Source organism: Longimicrobium sp., from assembly GCF_036280135.1.
Taxonomy (GTDB): Bacteria; Gemmatimonadota; Gemmatimonadetes; order Longimicrobiales; family Longimicrobiaceae; genus Longimicrobium.
Window position 1 is genome coordinate 1 of the sequence record NZ_DASURI010000891.1, and the last position, 24,017, is coordinate 24,017.

Annotated in this window: 14 protein-coding genes and 1 pseudogene; 13 read left to right on the forward strand and 2 right to left on the reverse strand. The window is 73.1% G+C overall.

Features of this window, described 5'->3' with window-relative positions:
* Positions 1-435: 435 nt before the first annotated feature.
* The 3 genes from VFZ20_RS28760 to VFZ20_RS28770 are packed head-to-tail and all read left to right on the forward strand — an operon-like array spanning position 436 to position 9,279.
* The gene (locus tag VFZ20_RS28760) at positions 436-6,978 is read left to right on the forward strand and encodes an annexin (protein ID WP_329687414.1); all 6,543 of its coding nucleotides are present in this window, start codon (positions 436-438) and stop codon (positions 6,976-6,978) included.
* Positions 6,979-6,997: 19 nt separating this feature from the next.
* Positions 6,998-7,771: a hypothetical protein gene (locus tag VFZ20_RS28765; protein WP_329687415.1), complete on the forward strand. Its 774-nt coding sequence runs from the start codon at positions 6,998-7,000 to the stop codon at positions 7,769-7,771.
* The gene (locus tag VFZ20_RS28770; RefSeq protein WP_329687416.1) at positions 7,768-9,279 is read left to right on the forward strand and encodes a hypothetical protein; all 1,512 of its coding nucleotides are present in this window, start codon (positions 7,768-7,770) and stop codon (positions 9,277-9,279) included. Before VFZ20_RS28765 ends, VFZ20_RS28770 begins: the two co-directional genes overlap by 4 nt.
* 349 nt (positions 9,280-9,628) lie before the next feature.
* On the opposite strand, the gene VFZ20_RS28775 is transcribed toward VFZ20_RS28770, so the two are convergent.
* Together VFZ20_RS28775 and VFZ20_RS28780 are read right to left on the reverse strand one after the other, a co-directional pair.
* Positions 9,629-10,360, reverse strand: coding sequence for an MOSC domain-containing protein (locus VFZ20_RS28775; RefSeq protein ID WP_329687417.1), 732 nt, complete (start codon positions 10,358-10,360; stop codon positions 9,629-9,631).
* Between the two features lie 174 nt (positions 10,361-10,534).
* A complete protein-coding gene (locus VFZ20_RS28780) occupies positions 10,535-11,842 on the reverse strand; it encodes a DUF5723 family protein (RefSeq protein ID WP_329687418.1) in 1,308 nt (435 codons plus the stop codon).
* 294 nt (positions 11,843-12,136) lie between these two features.
* Here VFZ20_RS28780 and VFZ20_RS28785 point away from each other — a divergent pair, with 294 nt between their 5' ends.
* The 10 genes and pseudogenes from VFZ20_RS28785 to VFZ20_RS28830 all read left to right on the forward strand — a co-directional run.
* Positions 12,137-12,889 carry a carboxypeptidase-like regulatory domain-containing protein gene (locus tag VFZ20_RS28785; RefSeq protein ID WP_329687419.1) on the forward strand — a complete coding sequence of 251 codons (753 nt, stop codon included), beginning with the start codon at positions 12,137-12,139 and terminating at the stop codon, positions 12,887-12,889.
* A gap of 504 nt (positions 12,890-13,393) precedes the next feature.
* Positions 13,394-14,191 (forward strand): carboxypeptidase-like regulatory domain-containing protein, encoded by a 798-nt coding sequence (locus VFZ20_RS28790; protein ID WP_329687420.1) that lies wholly within the window; start codon positions 13,394-13,396, stop codon positions 14,189-14,191.
* 140 nt (positions 14,192-14,331) lie between these two features.
* A complete protein-coding gene (gene lepA, locus VFZ20_RS28795) occupies positions 14,332-16,131 on the forward strand; it encodes a translation elongation factor 4 (RefSeq protein WP_329687421.1) in 1,800 nt (599 codons plus the stop codon).
* Between the two features lie 159 nt (positions 16,132-16,290).
* Entirely contained in the window at positions 16,291-16,962 is a 672-nt protein-coding gene (locus VFZ20_RS28800; protein ID WP_329687422.1) for an FkbM family methyltransferase, read from the forward strand.
* A 3-nt stretch (positions 16,963-16,965) separates the two neighbouring features.
* The gene (locus VFZ20_RS28805) at positions 16,966-17,811 is read left to right on the forward strand and encodes a glycosyltransferase (protein ID WP_329687423.1); all 846 of its coding nucleotides are present in this window, start codon (positions 16,966-16,968) and stop codon (positions 17,809-17,811) included.
* A 613-nt stretch (positions 17,812-18,424) separates the two neighbouring features.
* Positions 18,425-19,429, forward strand: coding sequence for an ROK family protein (locus VFZ20_RS28810; RefSeq protein WP_329687424.1), 1,005 nt, complete (start codon positions 18,425-18,427; stop codon positions 19,427-19,429).
* Between the two features lie 438 nt (positions 19,430-19,867).
* Entirely contained in the window at positions 19,868-20,320 is a 453-nt protein-coding gene (locus tag VFZ20_RS28815) for a VOC family protein (RefSeq protein ID WP_329687425.1), read from the forward strand.
* Between the two features lie 138 nt (positions 20,321-20,458).
* Complete coding sequence (surE, locus tag VFZ20_RS28820; protein WP_329687426.1) at positions 20,459-21,208, forward strand: 5'/3'-nucleotidase SurE; 750 nt, start codon at positions 20,459-20,461, stop codon at positions 21,206-21,208.
* Positions 21,205-21,870: a protein-L-isoaspartate(D-aspartate) O-methyltransferase gene (locus VFZ20_RS28825; RefSeq protein WP_329687427.1), complete on the forward strand. Its 666-nt coding sequence runs from the start codon at positions 21,205-21,207 to the stop codon at positions 21,868-21,870. Before surE ends, VFZ20_RS28825 begins: the two co-directional genes overlap by 4 nt.
* Positions 21,871-22,782: 912 nt before the next feature.
* A pseudogene (locus tag VFZ20_RS28830) lies at positions 22,783-24,017 on the forward strand (hypothetical protein); the annotation flags it as partial.

Genomic DNA, 24,017 nt, shown 5'->3' on the forward strand with positions numbered 1-24,017 from the left:
GCCGCCGATCCGCAGGCTGCCTCCCCGGACGCGCAGTTCTCGTCCATGCCGGAGAGCCCCGGCGCCGTCCCCTCCGCCGGTCTGCCATCCGCATCGCCTGCATCCTCACCTGCCGATATCGGCGCATCGTCATCCGCCGCCGACGCGAGCGCATCCTACTCCTCGGCTGACGCGAGCGTACCGACGGATGCGGGTGGATCGACATCCGCCGGCCACGCATCCGCATCCACGTCTTCATCTGCCGCCGACGAGGGTGGATTCACATCCGTCGAGCAATCATCGTCCCAGGAGCCGGCCGCGCTCGCGTCGTATCCGCCCGAGTCCGTCAGCCGCGCGGGGGAGGACGGCGCGTCGGGGGATGCGTCCGCCGCCGCTGGTCCGACCACTTTGACCACAAATGATCCGGCGGCGGATGCGCCGGCCGGATCGGACCGGATGAGCGTCGCGGAGCCGGAGGACGCGCTCGACGAGACGGCCGACGCATCCGCCGACGCGACGATGTCCTCCGCCGGTACGGGCAGTCCGGGCGCGCGGGAGGACGACGCGCTGCGGATGTCTGTCGCGGAGCCGGCCCCGTCCGCGCCCGGCGGCGCGGAGGACGACGCGCTGCAGATGTCCATCCCCGCGCCGGAGCCCGTCCCGGCCGACGTGGGGGCGGGGCAGCAGGTGCCGCGGCCGTCCGTGCCGCCGGTCGGAGGACCGTCCGGTCCGGGCGCGCCGGGCGGCGGAGCGACGCCCGCATCCGCATCCGCGGAGCCCGCCGCCGCGTCGTCCGGATTCGACTCCAGCTCGTCGCTCCGCGCGGAGACGCGCGTGGCAAAGACGCTCGTCACTGAGCTGGGGGACGCGCTGGGCGACGAGCTCGCGGACCGGGAGTCCACGTCGCACGCGCCCGCGTCCGGCCAGCCGTCCGCCGCGGCGGCGGAGCAGTCCGTCGCCGCGTCCCAGCCGGACGGGGCGCCGCCCGCGGCCGCGCTCGCCGCGCCGCGCGGCGGAGGCGGCGGGGGGCCGGGGCTGGGCGCGTGGCGGGCGCAGGTGAGCGCGGCGACCGAGGGCATCTCCCAGCCGGACGCGGGCGACGCGGCCGCGGCCACGGCGCCCATCGCGCAGGCGGGCGGGCAGGCCGCCGCGCGCCACCGGGATGAGGCCGCCGCCATCCCCGCCGAAGGGCAGGCACAGCTGCCGCCCCAGCAGGAGCCCGTCCCCGCCACGCCGCCCGACCCCGGCCCCGTCCCCGAGGCCACGCGCCTGGTGGACGAGGCCGCCGCGCGCACGCTGGACCCGCAGACCCCGCCGGACTTCACGGCGTCGCCCCAGGGCTTCATGCCCGTCATGGGGCAGAACCCCGTGAGCCCCGACCTGCTGCGCCGGCTGATCGACATGCCGCCCGCGCTCGTCTCCGACCCCGGCGACCCGGAGCGCACGCGGCTGGAGGAGATGCGCCTGGCCCTGCTGGAGCCGCACCTCACCGAGGAGCAGGCCGCCGGCCGCGCCACCCCCGTCGCCGACCAGCGCCCCCCGCCGGAGCCCGCCCTCCCCGCGGAGACGGCCGTGGACGTGGGCCGCGTGCTGGCGCACCTGCTGGCGGACCCGCAGGCCGAGGCGCGCCAGATGCTGGGCCGCGTGCGATCCGCCTACGCCGGCGGCGCCCTGCAGGCCGAGTTTCCCACGCTGGGCGACGACGACCTGGCGCCCGCCCTGGCCACGGCGCTGGAGCAGCAGGTGCGCGGCATCGCCGCCGAGGCCGGCGTGGCCGCCGACGCGCTGGACTCCGCCGTCGTGGACCGGCGCAGCGTCCTGGAGGAGCGGCGGCGCGTGGCCGAGGCGGAGGTCTCGTCCACCACGCAGGCGTACTCCGAGCAGGTGCAGTCGGCGGGGCAGAGCGAGCTGGACGCCGTCGCCGGCACCCGCGCGCAGCTGGACGCCGCCGCCGACCAGGCCGAGTCCGCCGCGCAGGCCGCCGATCCGCAAGCCATCCACCGCCAGCGCGACCGGCTGATCGACGACGTCCGCACCCGCGCGGCCGCCGGTGCCACGCAGATCCGCCAAGCCGGCGAGCGCCGCCAGGGCGAGCTGGACCGCGCCGCCACGGGCCAGGCCTCCGCCTACCGCGCCGCCGCGCAGCAGGACGAGCTCACGCTGCGCACCCAGGCGCCGCCGGAGCGCGCGTCGACCGAGACGGAGGACCTCGTCGCCGCCAGCCGCGCCTGGGCCTCGCGCGGCGCCGAGACCTCCGCCACGGCCATCCGCGCTCTCAAGCAGGCCGCCACGCAGAACGAGGAGCGCCTGCAGAACGGCCTGTCGTCCGCCGCGTCCGACGCCACGGAGCGCATCCGCGCCTGGGCCGAGGAGCAGACGGGCGAGCGGCGCAGCTGGTGGGACCGGCTGATGGACTGGGTGGGCGACTGGACGCGGCAGACGCGCGCCAACGCCGAGGCCTGGGAGCGCGTGCGCAACGGTCGCGCGGCCCGCGCCATCGCCGCCGACCTGCAGACCGTGCAGACGCTGGAGGCCGCCGCGCGGCAGGGGATGGACGTCGCCGCCGTCACGGGCGGCCGCCGCCTGTCCGCCGAGCAGCAGGCCGTCGTCGACTCCTTCTTCGGCACGGGGGCGGACGCGGGCGACCCCCTGGCGGCCGTGGCGGCGGGCACCCGCGCGCGCATCCTGGGCGAGCGCCGCGGTGAGCTCACCACCCAGCTGGAAGACCGGCTGCTGCGCGACGACATCGACGCCGACGGGCTGGAGCGCGTGGCGCAGGGGGTGAACCCCGGCTTTGGTGCCGCGCGCATCGCCAGCGAGTGCCACCAGGCCATGCACGGCGGCCTGACGGGGGCGGGGACGGACGAGGACCAGGTGTTCCGCGCCCTGGCCGGCCTGTCGCGCTTGGAGGCCGCGGCCGTGCGGCGGATGTACCGGTCCGCGTACGACATCGACCTGCAGGCGGACCTGGACGACGAGATGGACGACGACGACGAGCGGCGCGCCCTGGCGCTGCTCTCCGGCGACGCCAACCGCGCCGCCGTGGCCGAGCTGCACACGGCCATCGACGGGATGGGGACGGACGAGGCGGCCATCATGAACGCCCTCCGCGGCCGCAGCGCCGCGGACCGCGAGCAGATCGTCCGCCTGTACCGCGAGCAGTACGGCGTGGATCTCGACACGGACCTCCGCGGCGACATGGAGGGCCACGACCTGGACCGCGCCCAGGCCCTGGTGGCCGGCGACACGGCCCGCGCCGACGCCATCGAGCTGCAGCAGGCCATGAGCGGCCTGGGAACGGACGAGGCCGCGCTGGAGGGCGTCTACTCCCGCATCCGCGACGAGGTCCATCGCCAGGCGGAGCGCGAGGGGTGGACGAGCGCGCAGATGGAGGCCGAGATCCGCCGGCGCGGCGGCGAAGTGGAATCCACCTTCAACACCCGGTTCGGCCGTGAGTGGGGCACGGGCGAGGGCAGCGCCCTGCGCCGCGCCTTCGCCGACGAGATGGACCCCGGCCCCCAGCGCGACCTCGTCAACGCGCTGGCCGACAACGACCTCGTCCGCGCCGACGCCGCGCGGCTGGCCGTGGAGCGCGACTCGTTCGTCACGGACGACGAGGTGGTCACCAACGTCCTCCGCGCCCAGTACGACCGCGCCCTGCAGGCCACCCGCCTGGACGACGGCCCCCGCCTGCGCGCCGCCCTGGCCGAGGAGGAGCGGCGGACGGGCCCGTGGGACCCGTACGAGCGCCGCCGCCGCGAGCGCGAGCTGGAGCGGCAGCTGGAGGCCACGGCACGCGTCCAGGCCGGCGAGAACATGGCCGCCCTGGAGCGCACGTACGACACGCAGTTCTCGCAGTGGGGCCGCGGCTCCATGCGGACCATGATCGAGTGGAACACCTCCGGCACGGACCGCGAGCGGGCCCGCGACCTGGTGGCGCAGGGCGGCTACCTTTCCCCCGCGCAGGAGATCCGTTACGCCGTGCAGGGCGCGGGGACGGACGAGGAGGCCATCCGCCGCGCCCTGGAAGGCCGCTCGCCCGAGGAGGTGGAGGAGATCCGCCGGCAGTACGCCACCCTCTCCGGCGGCGAGCGGATGGACGACCGGCTGTCGTCGGAGCTGGACGGCCGCGACCTGCACGAGACCCGGCTGGCCCTGCGCGGCGAGCCCCGCAACGCGCGGGAGGAAATCGAGCAGATGCGCGAGCGCGCCGCCTACGAGCGCGCCAATACGGGCACGGGGTTCGGCCTCTTCAGCCCCGGCACGCTGGGCGGCAGCGCCGAGCTGGCGCGGATGGAGCGGCGCGTGGGCAAGATGGAGCAGGCGTACGCCGCCGTGAACGAGCCCGGCCTCTCCGCCGACGAGCGGGCGCGGCGGCTGCAGCGCTTTCAGCAGTACACGGGGCAGGTGCGCGTCTCCACGGACGAGGTGCGCCACCAGGCCGAGGCCGTGGCCGACACCCTGGCCACGACGGCCGGCGTGGTGGCCGCCGTCGTCGTCATCGTCGCGGCCAGCATCGTCACGGGCGGCGGCGCGGCGGCCGTGGGCGTCCCCGCCCTCATGAGCGCGCTGGGCTCCGGCGGCGTGGCGGCGGCCTCCGCGGCGGCGTCCGTCGCCGCGACGATCCTCACCCGCCGCGCCCTCCTGGGCGAGTCGTACGGCGGCGAGCAGATCGGCATCGACATCGCCGTGGGCGTGGTGGACGCCGTGGCCGCGTACGCCACGGCGGGGATGGGCAACGCGCTGCTCAAGGCCGTCGAGGGCGCGCCCGTGGGCATGCTGGCGCGGATGGCGACCAGCTCCAGCCGCGCCACGCGGATGCTGGCCCACGGCCTGGCCGAGGGCGCGGAGGGCTTCGTCAGCACCCTGCCCAGCGCCCTCGCGGGCAACGTGCTCAACGACGACCACTGGCGGCACGGCAACGCCGCGCTCAACATCCTCGCGGGGACGGCCATCGAGACGGGGATCGGCACCGTCGTCAGCGGGGGGATGGGCTCGCTGGGCGGATGGACGCGGCAGGTGGACGCGCCCCCCGTCCGCGAAACGGGCGACGTGCTGGCCCGCCGGGGCACGCCGGCGGAGCGCATGGCGCAGTTCCGCGCGTTTCGCGCGGAGAACCCCGACGTGCCGTACGCGGACTGGGTGCGCGCCTTCGACGCCGGCGTCGTCGCCAAGCAGGCGGACGAGGCGGCGGAGCGGCAGCTGCAGCGCCAGCTGCGCACGGAGCTGCTGGCCGGCATCCCCCCCGCGGATCGAAAGCAGTTCGCCGGCGCCGCCATCGAGGTGATGGACGATGCCGAGTTCGCGCGCCGCTTCGGCAGCGTGCGGGGGCAGGCCGTCACGCTCATCGAGAACGGCAAGCCGCGCGTCATCCTGCGCGAGGGCGCGGACCCCTCCGTGCTGCGCGAGGAGGGGATCCATATGCTGCAGTCCGTGGATCCGCGCACCCGCGCCGCCGTCGCCCGCCTGGACGAGGCCAACCTGGCGGACTGGCACCGGATGGACCTGGGCGAGCAGCTGTCGCTGTACCGCACCAAGATGGACCTGGAGATCGACGCCCAGGAGCGCCTCATCCGCGGCATCGACGACCAGCTGGCGGGGGCCGACGACCAGGCGCGCGCCGCCCTGCGCGCCCAGCGCGACGCGGCCGGGGAGTCGCTGGAGAACCTGCGCCGGCGGGTGGACGAGGTGGGGGCCATCACCCCCGAGCGGCAGCTGCGCATGGCCCGGGGGCTGGAGCCGCGGCCCCAGTACCTGGACCAGCCCGCGCGCCTGTTCTCCAAGTCGGGCCCGCGTCCGCCGGCCGGCGCGCCCAACGTCCGGAACAGCCCCCAGTCGCGCAAGCCGGGGCAGCGCGTGTTCCTCGTCAGGAGCTTCAAGGACGAGCTGGACGGCGAGATGCGCGAGTACCGCCGCCTCATCGTCCAGCGGCCGGACGGCAGCACGGTGTACCACGAGGAGATCCGGCTGGTGAGCGGGCCCAACAAGGGAAACTGGGTGCAGCGGGGCAGCTGGTCCGCCAAGCGCGGCGCCACCATGGAAGAAGCCTCGCGCGCCCTCACCGTCGCCGAGCTGCCCGTGCGCCCGGCCAGCGGCCACGGCATGCACCACGTGCCGGTGGACGTCCACAACCCGTCCGGCCAGGGCTTTGACGAGGTGGTGTTCCGGTTCGACCAGCGGCCGGACGGCACGGTGGCCAACGCGCGGGTGATGCTGGTGGAGGTCAAGGACTACCCCAACCGCCACGTGCCCCTCAGCGAGTTCACGGCCATCGACGAGAACCTGCGCAAGAACGTGGACGACCTCAAGCGCCGGCTCAAGAACGACTACCTGGCCATGGGGCTCACGAAAGACCAGGCGGATGCCCTGCGCCAGTCGCTCACCTTTGGCCGCGTGGACATCGAGATCCGCCTGGGGCCCACGACGTCGCTGGGGGCGCGGGAGCGCGGCACCGTGCTCAAGAACCTGCAGGCCAGCGCGACGCTGGAGTGGGGACGGTACGGCGGCAACGTCCGGATGCTGGACGCGCGCCGCGTGCCCAAGACCTTCGCGGACGACGCGGCGCTCGTGGCGCGCATCCGGGAGGGCGGCGGTCGCCTGCGCGGCACCAACCAGCGCGTCTTCCAGATGGTGGGCAGCACGCCCACGGCCACGGAGGTGCGGCACGCCCGCGCCGTGCTGCAGGCCGAGGCGGCGCTCCCCGGGGCCAAACCCCCGTTCTCCAGGGCAGCCGGCGGCGGGTTCCTGGATGCCCGCGGCACGCCCGTCCACACCTTCAGCCCGCGGTCCACGGACAGCGCCCGGCTCAACGTGCTGCTGGTGTCCAGCCAGGTCGAGGCGGCGGCGCGCAACGCTCTTCCGCGCCCCAACCTGGTGGTGATCGACACCTCGGACCTGCTCCCCGACGACGTCGCCAAGCTGCGGAAGCGGCTGGACGTGGCGTTCAAGGGTGACGCCGCCGGCCGCGCCCGGGTGGTGCTCGTGCAGGTGCACCCGTGACGGCGACCCCTTTTCGCGGATGGAGCGGATGCGTGACGACGTGACGGCCGCGTGGGCCGGGCTGCTGGAGGAGCGGGACGCGGCCGCACAGTACCTGGATTCCGCCCGCGGCGACGCGGCGCTGCTCCCGGCGGAGCGCGCGGGGGGCGGCGTCTCCGGCGGGTTCCTGGGGGCGGGCGCCGTCCTGGCGCGCGCCGCCGTCCTGCTGTCCCCTGCCCGGGCGGCGGAGGTGGCCGCGCTCTACCTCCCCTTCCTGGGCGAGGCGGTGGCGGACGTGGACGTCGCCGCCCCGGTGGACGATCCGCATCCGCGCGCGGTGGACGTGCTGGAGGTCGCCAACGCGGCGCGCTGCTGCGGATCGCCGCTCCCGGCGGACGCGCGCGGCGTGGAGCGGGCGTGGCTGCCCGCGCTGGCGGAGCGCGGCGCGTCGCTGGACGAGTTCGTGCGCGAGGAGGTGGCGTTCGCCTGCGTGGCGGCGGGGCTGCCGGAGCTGGTGGCGCGCGCGTTCGGCGCGGCGCTGCCGGCGCGGGTGGAGCCGGGCCGCACCTTTGGCCCCAACCTGGGCGGGCTGGCGAAGTACCTCGCCGCGGCGGCGCGGGACGGCGCGGTGCTGGCGGACGTGGAGCCCGCCTTCGATGACTTCCTGGCCGACTTTCCCGTCAAGCTGCAGTCGGGGACGGAGGACTGGCCCACGCTGCTGTGGTGCGGGCGTGCCGTCCTTTCCACCATCGGCGGCATGCCCGAGGGCGAGGTCGCCGCCGAGATCCACCGCCGCGTCCGCGGAGAACGATGACCGTGACCGCGCCTCCCTCCGCCGTGCCCACGCTCGTCGCGCACCCCGGCTTCACCTTCGGGCAGATGGATCACGCCCTGGCGGCGCTGGGCCTGGCGCGCGAGCCGGACGCGGCGCTGACGGCGCCCATCCTCCCCGGCGAGCCGGAGCTGGCGGCGTGGCGGGGGGACGGCGGGCGGATCGTCTACACCTTCAACCCCGTCGTGCACCTGCGCGTGCTCGCGTTCCACGGGCCGGACGCCGAGGGGCTGCGGCGTGCCGTGGCGGAGCGGGTGCCGCAGCTGGGGATCGGCACGGCGGAGGCGCTGCTCTCCGCCGGGGACCCGCGGCAGGTGCTGCTGGGCCTGCTGGCCGCGGGGGAGATGCGCGCCGCGCCGCTGCTGCCGCGCATCGGGCCCCTGCGCCGGCACCCGCACGAGGTTGTCCGCAAGGCGGCGGAGGACGTCTTTCGCCGCCTGGGAGGGGAGCGCGCGGAGGCGGGACTGGCGGAGATCGCCGCGCGCCACGCCGCGCATCCCGATCGCTCCACCCTGTTCCCGCTGGCGGGGGATGCGCACGCGCGGCGGCAGGTCGTCCGCTGGCTGATGCACGACCGGGTGGATGCCGATCCGCACGTTGTCGGCGTGCTGCGCGCGGCGCTTGCGGACGCGGACTGGGAGGTGCGGATGTCCGCCGTCCTCGCCGCCGCCTGCCTGGACGCGCGCGAGGTTGGGCTGGAGGTGCGGCGCGCCATGCTGCCGGACACGGGCCGCGAGGGATTGAGCGCGTGGGACCGCGACGTGCTCCGCGCCGCGCGCGCCGCCGCGCTGGACCGGCTCGCCGGGGCCGCCGTCCCGTCCGCGGAGGCCGCGCGCGGGGAAGGGAAGGCGGCCCTGCGCGCCCACGTGGCGCGGTGCGTGGCCGGCGAGCCGCCCGCGCGGCTGGACGGCATCTTCCTGCTGCTGCACGCCCTCACCGCGCCGGTCCCCCCGCCCGAGCCGCCTCCTCCGTCGCTCCCGCCGGCCCTGGAGCCGACGGAGACGGAAGGGCGATATCGGATGGCGGATGCGGGGATCGAGCTGGCGTGGGTGCCTCCCGTCGCGCACTGGCTGGGCGACGATCCCGCGCACTCCCCCGGCGCGGAGCCGATTCGAAGCGTGACGCACCCGATCGGCTTCTGGATCGCCGTCCACCCGCTGGAGGAGGACGCTCGGCGGACGCTGGATGCCTGGCGCGACCGCCTCGGCGCCCTCTCGCTCGCCGTGCCGACGGCGGACGAGTGGGAGATGGCCGCGCGTGGTCCGGACGCGCGTCGCTTTCCGTGGGGCAACGGCGTGGAGGAGGAGATGACGGCGCGCGAGTCGCCGTGGGGCATCGTCTCGGCGACGGCGGTCGTGTCGCAGTGGACGCTGTCCGCAGACGGCAAACCCATGCTGCGCGGCGGCCCGGACGCCCCCCGCTGCACCGCGCGGGCTGATGTGGTATCGGCGGATTCCGTGGGCGCGATGCGGCCGGTGCTGCGGCCGTGAGGTAGAGCGGGGATCCGGATGGATCGCGCCGATAGCAGCCCGCCCCTCTCCCGGCCTCTCCCCGCTCGTTCCTCGCGGAGAGAGGAGAACCCATCCCCAGCACGGACTGAGCGTTACGCGCGCTGAACTGTCCCTACGACAAACCCCTCCCCCGAAGTTGGGGGAGGGGTCGACCGCCGTTGCGAGGAACGAGCAAAAAGGCGGGCGGGGGAGAGGGCCCCCCGTCGCGCAGCGACGGGTCTCGCCCGGTTGTGATCTCCGCTCCGCAGCAGGATGCCCGTAGAAGTCTACACCCTCTCCCGCGCAGTTTGCGGGAGAGGGTGCGAGCGACAGCGAGCGGGTGAGGGCCCTACCCGTTCGGCCCGACGAGCCGCGCTTCGTCGCTGCCGATGTGGCCGTGCGCCAGCCGGTACTCGATGACGGCGCGCCACGCGTCCGCCAGCGCGGGGACGGCGGCGAGGGCAGCGGCCTCCGCCTCGCGGCCGTTGCCTGGCCGCAGCAGCTCGCTCGCGAGCGTGACGGTCCATCCCAGGTTCGGCCGGTCGACGAGGGTCAGTGTGTCGCCGGCCTGCACGGTGCCCTCGCGCAGCACGCGTGCGTACCAGCCCGTGCGTCCGGTGCGCTGCACGCGCGCGGACAGGTCGCGGATCTTCCAGCGCCGCGCGATCTTCCAGCACGGTCCGCGGGGCTGCGACACCTCCAGCCGCGCCGTCCCCACGTCGAACACGTCGCCGATGCAGACGTCGCCCTCCGCCATCCCTTCCACGGTCAGGTTCTCCCCGAACGCGCCGAACGGCATCGCGAAGCCCAGCTCCGTCCGCCAGTCGGGGTAGTGCGACGCGGCGTAGAGCAGCACGGCCTTGTCGGGCCCGCCGTGGACGCGCAGGTCCGCCTGTCCGTCGCCGTCCAGGTTCGTGGCGCCCACGTGCACCGGCCCGACGATCGGATCCTTGAAGAACCCGGTGATCCAGGGGCGCTCCATGGGCTCCGCGGCGCCTTCCGTGCCGTGCTCGCGCGGCATCCCCACGTTCACCGAGACGATCCGTCCCGTCATCCAGTCCTCCGCGTCGTTCGGTTCCATCGCTCCACCAGCAGGTACGCCGTCCGTCCGCCGCGCGCAACCGCATCCGCCGCGAATCCGGCTCCCAGCACGCGAGAACCCCTCCCCCGCGCGCGGCGGAGGAGGGGTTCGATCACATCAGCCGAGCGCCGTTACTTTCGCACTTTCGCACTTCCGCACTTCCGCACTCGCAGTTCACGGCTGAACCGTGTCCGACCGGCCGCCCAGGCCGAACGTGGCGATCCAGCCCTCGCGGCCGTCGTCGCCGCTGCCCGTGGCGATGTGCGCCACGCCCAGGTGAATGGGGCCCAGCGACAGGCCGCCGGACAGCAGCGTTCCGTCCTGCATGTCCGTCGCCAGCCCCGCGCGCAGGGTGATGATGGGCAGGCGCTGCTGCACGCCCACGCTCAGCTGCTGGTCCCACATGCCGCCGTAGGGCGTGTCCTCGTCCAGCTCCTTCTGGAACGCCGTGGCCAGCGTGGTGCCCGTGCGCAGCTGGTACGCGGCGCCCGCGCGCAGCGTCATGGGCAGCCCCGCGTCACGGTCGCCCCGCAGCGCCGTCGCCAGCGCGCGCGTGCCCGGCAGCGCGGACGACTCCACGTACTCCGTCTCGCTCTGCGCGTACTCGTCCAGGATGGCCTGCGGGTCGCCTTCCTGGTAGTCGTTCTGGTCCAGCACCACCGTGCGCACGCCCAGCTCGTCGTCCCACGCCATGGTGTTGACCACGTTGTCCAGCGCCGCGCTCAGCGTGAGCCCCGGCACCGGCTCCATCGCCGCGCCGATGTCCAGCCCGAACCCGTTGCCCGTCTCCGAGCGCACGCCCGCGTACGTCACGCGGATGTCCGTGGGCACCGTAAAGCCCGAGATCACGCTGTACGTGGTGTCCACGTCCACCAGCGCCGAGCGCACCAGCGCGCGGGGAAAGTACGCGTGCGCCGTCGCGCCGATGGCCACCGGGCCAATGCGGTGGCCGTAGCCCGCCGCCACGTCCCAGAACGTCGCGCGAAAGCCCTCGGTGTGGTCGATGGTGTACGTGTTCGTCCGGTCAAAGCCGTTCAGCACCAGGTCCACGATGCTGCGGTTGACCGTGTGGCTGCCCACCGTGGCGTAGCTGACGCTGGCCGCGAACCGGCCGTACTGCAGGGCCGCCAGGGGGGCGCGCAGGTCCAGGTCCAGCCCCGTGCCGTTGGCCGGGATGTCGGCCAGCAGGGCGTCGCGCTCCTCCTGCGTCAGGTCGTCGTACTGCACCAGGTCCGCGAAGTCGCCCAGCTCCAGCCCGCGCACCCCGGCGCCCACGGAGATGGTGGGGAACGCCGCGGACCACGTGGGCGCGTTGGGCAGCGCCAGGTTGGCCGGGTTCTGGAACAGCGACTCCACGCCCCGCGCCGCGCCCACGTACGCGCCGCCCATGCCCAGGGCGCGCGGCGTGCCCGGCACCTGCGCCGCGGCGGGAACGGCGAGCAGAACGGCCGCGCCCGCGGCCGCCAGACGATCGAATCTCATGGGGATGTCGTTGGGATGGGAAGGATGGATGAAGCGGCCGCGCGGCGTCGGCCCGTGTGCAATGGAACGCCGCCGGTCCAAAGCGGCCGGCGGCGGATGGAACTCCGGCGAGCGCCGGGACGCGCGGAAGATACCCGCAAACCGTTTGCGCGGCAACCGTTTCCGTCCCGCTCCGCGCGGTAGTTGCGCCTGTTTCAGGCCCATCCGGCCCCGCGCGCTGCACGGAACAATCCGCGCGGCGCGGAATACGCCATTTACGGTATCGGCATCCGCACCCTCCCACTGTACGCCGCCATGATCGCCCCCCGTATCATGCCGTGTGTCCCGCGCTCCCCGCTCCCCTTCCTCCTGGGGTTGCTCTGCGTCTCCGTCGCGTCGCCCGCCGCCGCGCAGGCCGTGCGCGCCACTGTGGTGGACGCGGCCACCGGCGCCCCCGTGCCCGAGACCCTCGTCCGCGTGGAGCGCCAGGACGGCAGCCTGGCCGGCGCCACCTTCACCCGCGCGGACGGCGTGGCCGTCGTGCGGCTGCGCGACGGCGGCAGCTACCGCGTGGTGGCGGAGCGCGGCGGATATGACCGCGCCGCCCAGCCGCTCGACGTGGGCCCCGGCGGCCGGGTGGACGTTACGATCCGGGTGACGCAGCGCCCGTTCAGCATGGACACGGTGGAGGTGATCGCCCGCGGCCGGGACGAGCGTGGCCGCGACGCCTTCGAGCGCCACCGCGCCATGCACGAGGGCGTGTTCCTGGACTCCGCCTACCTGGCGCAACGCACCGCCAACCGGCTGACGGACTTCCTGGTGGACGTGCCGGGCATCAGCATGTGGGCGGGGCGCAACGGCCGGCAGCCGCGCACCACGCGGGGCTGGGGCTGCATGGTCACGCTGATGGACGGCCTGCCCGTGACGCGCGTCGTCCGCCCGCGCGACATCAAGGCCGTGGAGGTGTACCGCGAGCCCAGCGAGGTGCCGCCGGAGTACCGCATCCACGCGCGCCAGGGGATCTACCCCTGCGGCGTGTCCCTGTACTGGACCCACTACCGCTGGTGATGGCGAGCGTCGAAGGCGCGCTATTCCGGATCGATGCGACGACGGTTCTCCCGCATCATGGGGCTGATGTTTGCGCGTTCCGCCGGACCGAGGCGAAAGCGTTCGTCCGGCGTGTCGAGGCTGATGGACACGGGCATGGGCGCCGTCTCAGTCGGTGGCAGCGGTTCGCACCCGGTCAGTGTCAGGTGGCCGGCGATCACCAGCGGCAGGAGCCGTGCTCGAAGTCTCATTGGACAATCCTCTCTACAGGCGGTGAGCGTGATGCTTCCGGCGGCAGCGGGGGCGCCAGCGTCAAGCGCGCGACTGCCCTTGCCGAGCTTCCGCGACCTACCTTGATGGACGTAAAGGATTGAAAGGATCGTATTGTACGCGCGGGTTGCCGCCGCGGCAACGTTTCGTCTGCATCAGCGTGAGGACCATCGCGGACGCATCCGGTCAGAGCGGCGCGGGCGCGTGCGTTGCACGATTGCAGACGCTCGTTCTCCCCCCGAACGCAAGGCTGCCATGCCCCCCCGACACACGGGTCGGCCCCGACCGATCCTGACACAGCTCCCGTTCCTGCTCGCGTTCTCCTGCGCCCTGCTCGCGTCCCCGATTGCCGCGCAGACGGTGCGCGCCACCGTGGTGGACGCGGCCGAAGGCACACCCATCCCCGAGGCGCTGGTCCGCGTGGAGGCGGAAGACGGCACCGTCGTGGGCGCCGCCTTTACCCGCGAGGACGGCACGGCCGTGGTGCGGCTGCGCGAGGGCGGCAGCTTTCGCGTCACGGCGCACCGCGGCGGCCACGATCCCGCCACGCAGCCCCTGGTCGCCGCGTCTTCCGGCACCGTGCAGGTGCAGCTGCGGCTGTCGCGGCGCCCCTTTGCCATCGACACGGTGCAGGTCATCGCGCGCAGCCGCGACGAGACCGGCCGTCAGGGCTTCGAGCGCCGGCGGCTGACGAACGACGGCGTGTTCCTGGACAGCGCGTACCTGGCGCAGCGGCGAACGCCCATGCTGAACGACTTCCTGGTGGGGGTGCCGGGCTTTACCACGTGGGCCGGCCGCAACGGGCGCCAGGTGCGGCCCGACCGCGGCTGGCGCTGCATGGTCACGCTGCTGGACGGCGACCCGCCGCCCGGGGGCGAGGAACGTCGGCTCGACCGCATGATCTACACGCGGGACGTGATCGCCATGGAGGTGTACCGCGAGTACGCCGAGGTGCCGCCGGAATTCCGCGAGCACGCCCGCCAGGGCATCTATCCGTGCGGCGTGCTGCTGTACTGGACCCGCGTGGGCTGGGAACGGTCCAGGCGGGGGTGAGCCTCCCGCCAAAAGACCGCCAGGGGGCGCCCCGGCCCGCGCATGCGGGCCGGGGCTTTCTACAACCCCCGGTGCGGGGTTAACTTACAGAGCTTTGCATCAAAGTTTCGGAGCCGATCACGAATAGCCGGAATCGCACGTTGCGACTGGACCATATCAGGAACTTCTGCATCGTCGCCCACATCGACCACGGCAAGAGCACGCTGGCCGATCGCCTGCTGGAGACCACCGGGACCCTGCAGCAGCGCGAGATGAAGGACCAGGTGCTCGACTCCATGGACATCGAGCGCGAGCGGGGAATCACCATCAAGCTCAACGCCGTCCGCATGCGCTACAACGCAAAGGACGGCCGCGAGTACCAGCTCAACCTGATCGACACCCCCGGGCACGTGGACTTCACGTACGAGGTGTCGCGCTCGCTGGCCGCGTGCGAGGGCGCCATCCTCGTCGTGGACGCGTCGCAGGGCGTGCAGGCGCAGACGCTCTCCAACCTGTTCCTGGCCATGGAGGCGGGGCTGGAGATCATCCCCGTGCTCAACAAGATCGACCTGCCCGGCGCGGAGCCCGAGCGGCGCCGCGAGGAGCTGGTGGACCTGCTGGGCGTGGACCCCGACGACGTGATCGCCGCGTCGGCCAAGGCCGGCATCGGCATCGCCGACATCCTGGAGGCCATCGTCGCCAAGGTGCCGCCCCCGCAGGGCGAGCCCCAGGCCCCGCCGCGCGCCCTCATCTTCGACTCGTACTACGACAAGTACGTGGGCGCCGTGCCCAGCGTGCGCGTCGTGGACGGCGTGCTGCGCCCGGGGATGCGCATCGCCTTTGGCAGCAACGACTCCGTGTACCCCATCGACGAGGTGGGCTACCTGCAGCTGGGGCGGTTCCCGGCCAAGGAGCTGCGCCCGGGCGAGGTGGGGTACGTCATCGCGGGCATCAAGCGCGTGGCCGACACGCGCAGCGGCGACACCATCCTGGACGCGGACAACCGCGCCGCCGAGCTGCTGCCCGGCTACCAGGAGGTCAAGCCCATGGTGTTCGCGGGCATCTACCCCACCGACACCGAGCAGTACGAGGACCTGCGCGACGCCCTGGCCAAGCTCAAGCTCAACGACGCCTCGCTCGTGTACGAGCCCGAGACGTCGCTGGCCCTGGGCTTCGGGTTCCGCTGCGGCTTCCTGGGCCTGCTGCACATGGAGATCATCCAGGAGCGCCTGGAGCGCGAGCACGACCTGGACCTGATCACCACCGTCCCCAACGTGAAGTACATGGTGCGGATGACGGACGGCGAGGAGCTGTGGGTGGAAAGCCCCAGCACCCTGCCCGATCCCACCAAGATCGACGACATCGAGGAGCCGTACGTCAAGGCGCGCGTCATGTGCCCCGCGGAGTACATCGGCGCCGTCCAGAAGCTGTGCCACGAGCGGCGCGGCAACTTCATGGGGATGACGTACCCCGATCCCCAGCGCGTGGAGCTGAGCTACGAGCTGCCCCTCGCCGAGATCGTGCTGGACTTCTACGACCGGTTGAAGTCCGCCACGCGCGGCTACGCGTCGCTGGACTACGAGCTGGCGGGCTACCGCGCCAACCCGCTGGTCAAGCTCGACATGCTGATCAACGGGGACCCGGTGGATGCGTTCAGCGTCATCATCCACCGCGACAAGGCGTACGAGTACGGCCGCAACATCGCCGAAAAGCTCAAGGAGCTCATCCCCAAGCAGCAGTTCGAGGTGGCCATCCAGGCGGCCATCGGGCAAAAGATCATCGCCCGCGAAAGCATCAGCGCCCTGCGAAAGAACGTGACCGCCAAGTGCTACGGCGGCGACATCACCCGCAAGCGCAAGCTCCTGGAAAAGCAGAAGGAAGGCAAGAAGCGGATGAAGCAGGTGGGCACCGTGGAGATCCCGCAGGAAGCCTTCCTGGCCGTGCTTCAGCTGGGCGGCTGAAAACGGTACGGAGGTACGGAGGTACGGAGGTACGATGCGGGCCGGGCGCGGGGATGCGCTCCGGCCCGTTTCCATTTGTCCGGGGACGCGGACCGGCGTTAGAATACCGCCGCGCGCCTGCCCGGCGCGGCGACTTTCATCACGGGAACGGGACCGGAAGTGCGACTGCCGATCGTGGGGGGACGGCTGCGGGGGCGGTGGTGGGATCCCACCAGCCGCGGCAAGGTGCTGCGCATCCTGAACGGTACCTACGAGCGCGAGCAGACGGCGCTCTTCGAGCAGCTCATCCGCCCCGGCCACACGGTGCTGGACGTGGGCGCCAACATCGGCTACTACACCCTCTTGGCCGCCGTTCTCGTCGGTCCGAAGGGCGCCGTGCACGCCTTTGAACCGGAGCCCAGGAACGCCGGCTTCCTCCGGCGCCACGTGGAGATGAACCGGCTGCGGAAGGTCACCGTCCAGCAGGCCGCCGTGAGCGACCGCGCGGGCACGGCGCGCTTCGACTTCGGCAGCGGCAGCGGCACGGGGCGACTGGCGGATTCGGGAGCCATCGAGGTCCGCACCCTGCGCCTGGACGACTACTGCGCGGAGCACGGCCTGGCCCCGTCCGCCATCAAGATCGACGTGGAGGGCGCGGAGATGTCCGTGCTCCAGGGCGCGCGGCAGACGCTGGAGCGGCATCGTCCCGTCCTCTTCCTCTCCACCCACGGGGCGGAGGTGCACCGCGCCTGCCTGGCGTTCCTGCGCGGGCTGGGCTACGGCGTGCGTCCCATCCTGGGCGGCGACGTGGAGACCACGTCCGAGGTGCTGGCCACGCCGGGCGGAGCCTGAGCCGTGCGCCTGTCCGTCATCGTCTCCACGTACAACAAGCCGCGCGACCTGGAGCGGGTGCTGTGGGGCTACGCCGCGCAGACCCGCCGCGACTTCGAGCTCCTGGTGGCCGACGACGGCTCCGGGCCCGAGACGGAGGCCGTCATCGACCGGGTGCGGCGCGAGGGCGGGCTGGAGACCGTCCACGTGTGGCACGCGGACCGGGGGTTCCGGAAGAGCGAGATCATGAACCGCGCGGTGGTGGCCTCCACGGGCGACTACCTGCTGGTGACGGACGGCGACAGCATCCCGCGCGCGGACCTCGTGGCCACGCACTACGACCTCGCGGAGCCGGGAAAGTACCTGGCGGGCGGATACCTCAAGCTGCCCGGGGACGTGAGCGAGGCCATCACGCCGGACGACGTGCGCGCGGGCCGGTTCGTGGACCTGGGCTGGCTGCGGGCGCGGGGCTGGCGGCCGGGCCGGCGCGCGCTGCGGCTGGTGCGGTCGCGGGCGCTGGCGGCAGCGCTGGACCGGCTTACGCCCACGCAGCCGCTGTTCGCCGGCAACAACGCCAGCGTGTGGCGCGAGGCGATGCTGGCGGTGAACGGCTTCGACATGGAGATGGGCTACGGCGGGCTGGACCGCGCCGTGGGCTACCGCCTGGTGAACCTGGGGATCAAGGGGAAGCAGGTGCGGCACCGGGCCGTATGCATGCACCTGCACCACGAGCGCCCGTACAAGCGCCCCGAGGTGATGCGGCGCAACCGCGAGATCCTGGAGGGCATCCGGCGCACGGGGCAGGTGCGGGCCGTGCGGGGGATCGCGGAGCTGGGGGTGGATGCGTCGCTGCGGGTTGTGCGGGGGTAAAGGCAGGGAGTAGGGAACAGGGAATAGCGGGCAACGGAGTGGCATATTCTCAGTACTGCGAGCGAGCAGGACGGCGGGGCGGGATCGCGCGGTGAGGCGCGGCCCGGCGCCGGAGCGGCTGAAGCCGCCGCTGCGACAGCGGAAAGCCCCGCCCTGACGACGCTTCGCGTCGCACGGCGGGGCTTCACCTTCTCCGGTGGTCGCCTCCGCGCGATACTCGCCCCCTGGACGTCTCGACCCTCGTGACGCGCACGGCATCCCGCCCGCGCCGGACCCGTCGGCGCAGGCCGACATCACGTTTTCGGTGCCGCGACTTCAGTCGCCCGGTCGCGAGCCCCGCCGACGGTCTCCTCGCCGTCCCCACCTCGATCCACTCCCGCACTCCCGCACTTCCGCACTTCCGCACTTCGCACTTCCGCACTCCCGCACTCCCGCACTTCCCCCGCCCCGTACACGGCGTGCACGTCCGGGCCCTGCGGACGCCGGGACGTACTTTCTCCCGACTGCCCCGGGTGTTAGGTTGCCGCATGCCCTCCGACCCCCGGCGCAACCCCGGAGCCCGGCTTCGCGACGCGCGGGGGCGGAGGCGGCGGCCCATCAGACCAGACTGCGTATGACGCCCGGAACGGCCGAGAAAAAGTGGATCGTCGGGGTTGACCTCGGCGGCACCAACGTGGTGGTGGGGCTGGTGCCCATCGAGGGCGGCGACGTGCTGGGGTTCCGCACGCTGCCCACCGACAGCCAGCGCGGCGCCAAGTTCGTCGTGGACCGCATCACCGCCATGGTGGAAGACGCCATCGCCGAGGTCACCGCCGCGGCCGGCACCACCCGCGATGCCGTGGCCGGCGTGGGCATCGGCTCGCCGGGGCCCCTGGACCGCAAGACGGGCACGGTCATCAACACGCCCAACCTGGGCTGGCGCAACTTTCCCCTGCGCGACCTGGTGGCCAACCAGGTCAAGCTGCCCTGCACGCTGGACAACGACGCCAACTGCGCCACCTACGGCGAGTGGTGGCTGGGCGCCGGCCGCGGCGTGGGCTCGCTCGTGGGCCTTACGCTGGGCACGGGCATCGGCGGGGGCATCGTGCTCAACGGCGAGATCTACCACGGCTGCAGCGACGTGGCCGGTGAGATCGGCCACATGACCATCGACAGCAACGGCCGGCGCTGCAAGTGCGGCAACTACGGCTGCATCGAGCAGTACGCCAGCGGTCCCGCCATCGCCCTGCGCGCCGTGGAGGGCATCGAGGCCGGCGCCGAGACGGTGCTCGTGGAGATGGTGAACAACAAGCTGGAGGACATCACCGCCGCCACCGTGTACGAGGCCACCGTGCAGGGTGACCCATACGCCACGGAGGTGATGAAGGACACGGCCAAGTTCCTGGGCGCGGGCGTGGCCAGCATCATCAACATCCTCAATCCCGAGATGGTGGTGATCGCGGGCGGCGTGACCCGCGCCGGCGACACGCTCTTCGAGCCCCTGCGCGCCGAGGTGCGCCGCCGTGCCTTCAAGAGCGCGCAGGAGTGCTGCCTGATCGTCCCTGCCGAGCTGCCCGGCACGGCGGGCGTGGTGGGGGCCGCGGGCGTGTTCAAGAAGGAGAACTACGGCGCGGTCTGACGGACGGTACGAAGGTACGGCTCGCGACGGAGCGGCTGAAGCCGCCGCAACGACTGCGGAAAGCCTCACAAACTGCGTGAGGCTTCAACGGCTGGTTCGCGGCGCACGGTGCACCCCGCCCAGGTTTGTGCTGGGGCAGTCCGCGCAGGCGGACTTCGTGCCTTTCCAGCGGCGATTTCAATCGCTCGGCGCGAGGCCGACCTTCAACCGCTCGGGCTCGCCTGGAGGGCGACGGTACGAGGCCGGCCTTCAACGGCTCGGACTCGCCTTGATGGGCGTCGCGTGCACCCCCGATCGATCCGGATCCGTCCGTAGGGTCCTTCCGAGTCCGCCCGCGGGGTCCTTCCGGGTTCGCTCCGGCGACCGCACGACAGATGGTAGCTGGGCGCAGGTGAATCGCATGCCGCACGCTTTCAGCCAGGGAGGACCGGGGAGGACATGGCGCTCAAGCGGATGGACAACGTGGGCATCGTGGTGGAATCCCTCGATGCCGCCATCGCATTCTTCACCGAGCTTGGCCTGACGCTCCAAGGGCGAGCCACGATCGAAGGCGAGTGGGCCGGGCGCGTCACCGGCCTGGGGGATCAGCACGTCGAGATCGCCATGATGGTCACCCCGGACGGCCACAGCCGGCTGGAGCTTTCGCGGTTCATCGCCCCGCCCGTCGTCGCCGATCACCGGACCGCCCCCGTGAACGCGCTCGGCTACCTGCGCGCGATGTTCACGGTGGACGACCTCGACGACACGCTCGCCAGGCTCGGCAGCCATGGCGCGCAGCTCGTCGGAGAGGTGGTGCGGTACGAGGACGTGTATCGGCTTTGCTACATCCGCGGCCCCGAAGGCCTCCTCATCGGGCTCGCCGAGGAGCTCCGATCCAGCGGCCCCGCATAGGTCCATCCGCCTCGTGGCGAGCGGACGCGGGCCGGGCTGACGGACCGTCGCGGCGGACGAGACGGCGCGGCCTTCCCGCCGAACGCACGACCTCAACCCGCGGCTTCGCGGCTGAACCTGGGCGACAGACAGAACCGGATGCTCATCCTCTGCACCAACGACGACGGATACCTCGCGCCCGGCATCGGCATCCTGGCCGACGCGGCGCGCACCCTGGGCGACGTGCACGTCGTGGCACCGGACCGCGAGCAGAGCGCCATGAGCCACGCGCTCACCATGCACTTTCCCCTGCGCGCCCGTAAGGTGCAGGACGGCGTGCACCACGTGGACGGCACGCCCACCGACTGCGTGGCCGTGGCCGTGGGCGCGCTGCTGGAGCGCAAGCCGGACCTGGTGCTCAGCGGCATCAACCACGGGCCCAACATGGGCGAGGACGTGCTGTACTCCGGCACCGTGGCCGGCGCCATGGAAGCCACCATCCTTGGCATTCCCGCCATCGCCGTATCGTACGCCGGCCGCAGCGCGGAGCACATGGCCGGCTACGGTCCCCTGCTGGAGACGCTGCTCTCGCAGATGGTGCGCGAGGGGGACTTTCCCCGCGAAACGCTGCTGAACATCAACCTGCCCCCCATCCCGGCGGAGCAGGTCAAGGGCGTGCAGGTCACGCGGCTGGCCCGGCGCGTCTACCTGGATTCGCTCACGCAGGCGGTGGATCCCAACGGGCGGCCCTACTTCTGGATCGGCGGGGGCGAGGTGGAGTGGAGCGCGCCCGAGGGCACGGACTTTCACGCCATCAACACCGGGCACATCTCCGTGACGCCCCTGCACCTTGACCTTACCAACCACGCCCTGCTGGCGGACGTGGCCGCGTGGAACCTGTCGGTATGAACGACCGGTACGTGGGGCAGCGGCGGGCGCTGCTGGGCACCATGCAGGAGCGCGGCATCCGCGACCTGAACGTGCTGCGCGCGTTCGACACGGTGCACCGGCACGAGTTCATCCCCGAGGCCGTGCGGCACCGCAGCTACGAGGACGCGCCCGTGCCCATCGGGTTTGGGCAGACGGCGTCGCAGCCCTCGCTGCAGGCGCTGTACATGCAGGTGCTGGAGCTCAAGCCGTCGGACAGGGTGCTGGAGATCGGCACGGGGTGCGGATTCCAGACGGCCGTGCTGGCGCAGCTGGCGGACCGCGTGTACTCCGTGGAGCGCATCCGCGAGCTGGGCGTGCGCGCGCGTGAGAAGCTGGACGCGCTGCGGATGAGCAACGTGGCCATCCTCGTGGGCGACGGCACCATCGGGTGGAGCCGGTACGCGCCGTACGATGCCATCCTCGTGGCGGCCGGCGGCCCGGAGATCCCGCGCCCCCTGCTGGAGCAGATGGCGGACGGCGGGCGGATGCTGATCCCCGTGGGCGGCCGCGACATGCAGCAGCTGGTGCTGGTGACGCGCCGCGGCGACGACTACGAGCAGCGCCCGGTGACGGACTGCACGTTCGTCCCGCTGCTGGGCCGCTTCGGCTGGTCCACGGAGGCGCCGCCGGGGCAGCGATAGGGCGGGGAAGGGATGAATTGCGGGGGACAGGGGACAGCCGGCAACCCGCGGAGGAATTCGCGGCGGATCGGGACTGCGCGATGATGCGCGCCCCCGGCCGGAGCGGCTGAAGCCGCCGCTACGACAGCGGAAAGCCCCGCCCTGACGACGCTGCGCGTCGCACGGCGGGGCTTCACCTTCTCCGTCGGTTGCCTCCGCGCGCCGCGCCCGCCCCTCGCCGTCTCGGGCCTCGCGTCACGCACGGTACTCGCCCGCGCCGGACCCGTCGGCGCAGGCCGACATTGCGGGTTCACAGCCGCGATTTCAATCGCCGGGGTTGGGGATTCGCCGCCGGCCTGCAACTCGACTCCCCACAAAACCAATCCGCGCGATCCTCGCGCACCCCACGGTACCTGCCCGCGCCGGACCCGTCGGCGCAGGCCGACATCACGTTTTCGGTGCCGCGATTTCAATCGCCGGGGCTGGGTGCCTGCCGTCTCTCCCCAATCCACCTCTGCCGATCTTCCTCGGCTCGACCTGCATCTGCCTATCTGCATCTGCCTATCTGCATCTGCCGATCTGCATCTGCCGATCTACATCTGCCGACCTGCATCCGCCGACCTGCATCTGCCGATCCACCTCTGCCGATCTTCCTCGGCCTGACCTACATCTGCCGACCTGCACCTGCTCGACCTGCATTCGTGCAATCTGCATTCTCTCTCCTCGGTTCCGCTTTCCCGCATTGCTCCGCGTGCGTCCGCACGATTCCCAGACCCTTGGCGGCGGCGGGGCGGGGGCTCGGAATTCGTTGACATCGGGGGCGTTGCTCCGTACGTTTCTACGGACACACGCCACGACCGCGACCCAACCTCGCCGCGCGCCGCGCCCGTTTTCCCGCGCCCGCCGCGGCCTCGTCCCGCATCCCGAGCACCCATGAGCAACGGCGACTCCCTGGACGGCTTCGTGTTTCCGCCGTTCATCCCCACGGCGTCCCGACAGCCCCAGGCGCCGCCGCCGCAGCCTGCCGCGCAGGAGCCGGCCCCCGCGCCCGCTGCGGAGGCAGCCGGCCGCATGACCATGCCGTGGGACCTGGAGACGCCCATCGTCCGCGACGCCGACACGGCGCAGCCCCCGGCCGCGGCGGACGAGGACGAGGACCTGCCCTGGCTGGAGGTTCCCGCGCCGCGCGGGGACGAGGCGGCCGCGCCGTCCGCCCCCGCCGCGGGCGAGGAGTTCCCCGCGTGGATGGCGTGGGACCAGCGCGACGAGACGGCCGCCGAGGCGGATGCGCGCGACAGCGTGGCGCCCATCGCGGGCATCGAGGACTTCATCCCCGCGGACGAGCTGGGCGGCGGATTCGTCGCGCCCCCCGCCATCGAGTGGGCCGAGGCCGATCCGGCCGCCGACGCCGCCGCGCCGGCCGACTCGTTCGAGTCGATGTTCGACGCGCCCGCGCCCCCCGCCGACGCGGCACCGTCAGCCGAAGCCCCGGCGCAGGACGATCCGTTCGAGGCGCTCTTCAATCCGCCCGCCGAGCCCGCGTCGTCGGCCTTCGAGGCGCCCGCCGCGGAATCCGCCTTTCCCGCGTTCGACGCGCCGGCCGCGGAGCCCGAGCCGTTCGCGGAGGGCTCGTTCGATGCGCCCGCCGCCGAATCCGCTGCCCCGTCGTTCGACGCGCCCGTGTCGGAGTTCGCCGCCCCCGCGTTCGACGCGCCCGCCGCCGCGCCGGAGCAGGACGCGTGGTCGCTCGGCACGCCCGAGGCTGCCGAGCCGCCGCCCGCGGACGCGCCCGCCGCCACGTGGGAGGAGTCGCCCGCGGCCGCCGCGCCGTCGTACGAGGTCTCGGTGGATGAGTCCGATGCGCTGACCATCGAGCCCGCCGCGGCGGAGTCGTCCGCAACGGGAGCGCCCGTGGCGGATGAGGCGGCGATGGAGGAGCCCGCGTCCGTGCCGCAGCCGTTCGTGGCGGACGAGGAGGCGGTGATCGCGTCGGAGCCGGACCCGTTCACGGCCGCGTCCGTCGCCGAGGCCGAGGCGGCGACGCCGGCGGAGCCTGCGCAGGCGGGGAGCGCGTTCGACGACGTGGCGGCGCGGCTGGAGTCCATCGCCCGCATGCTGCGCGAGCGCCCCGACGAGCTGCTGGCCGGCGGGTCGCCGGACCCGCTGGC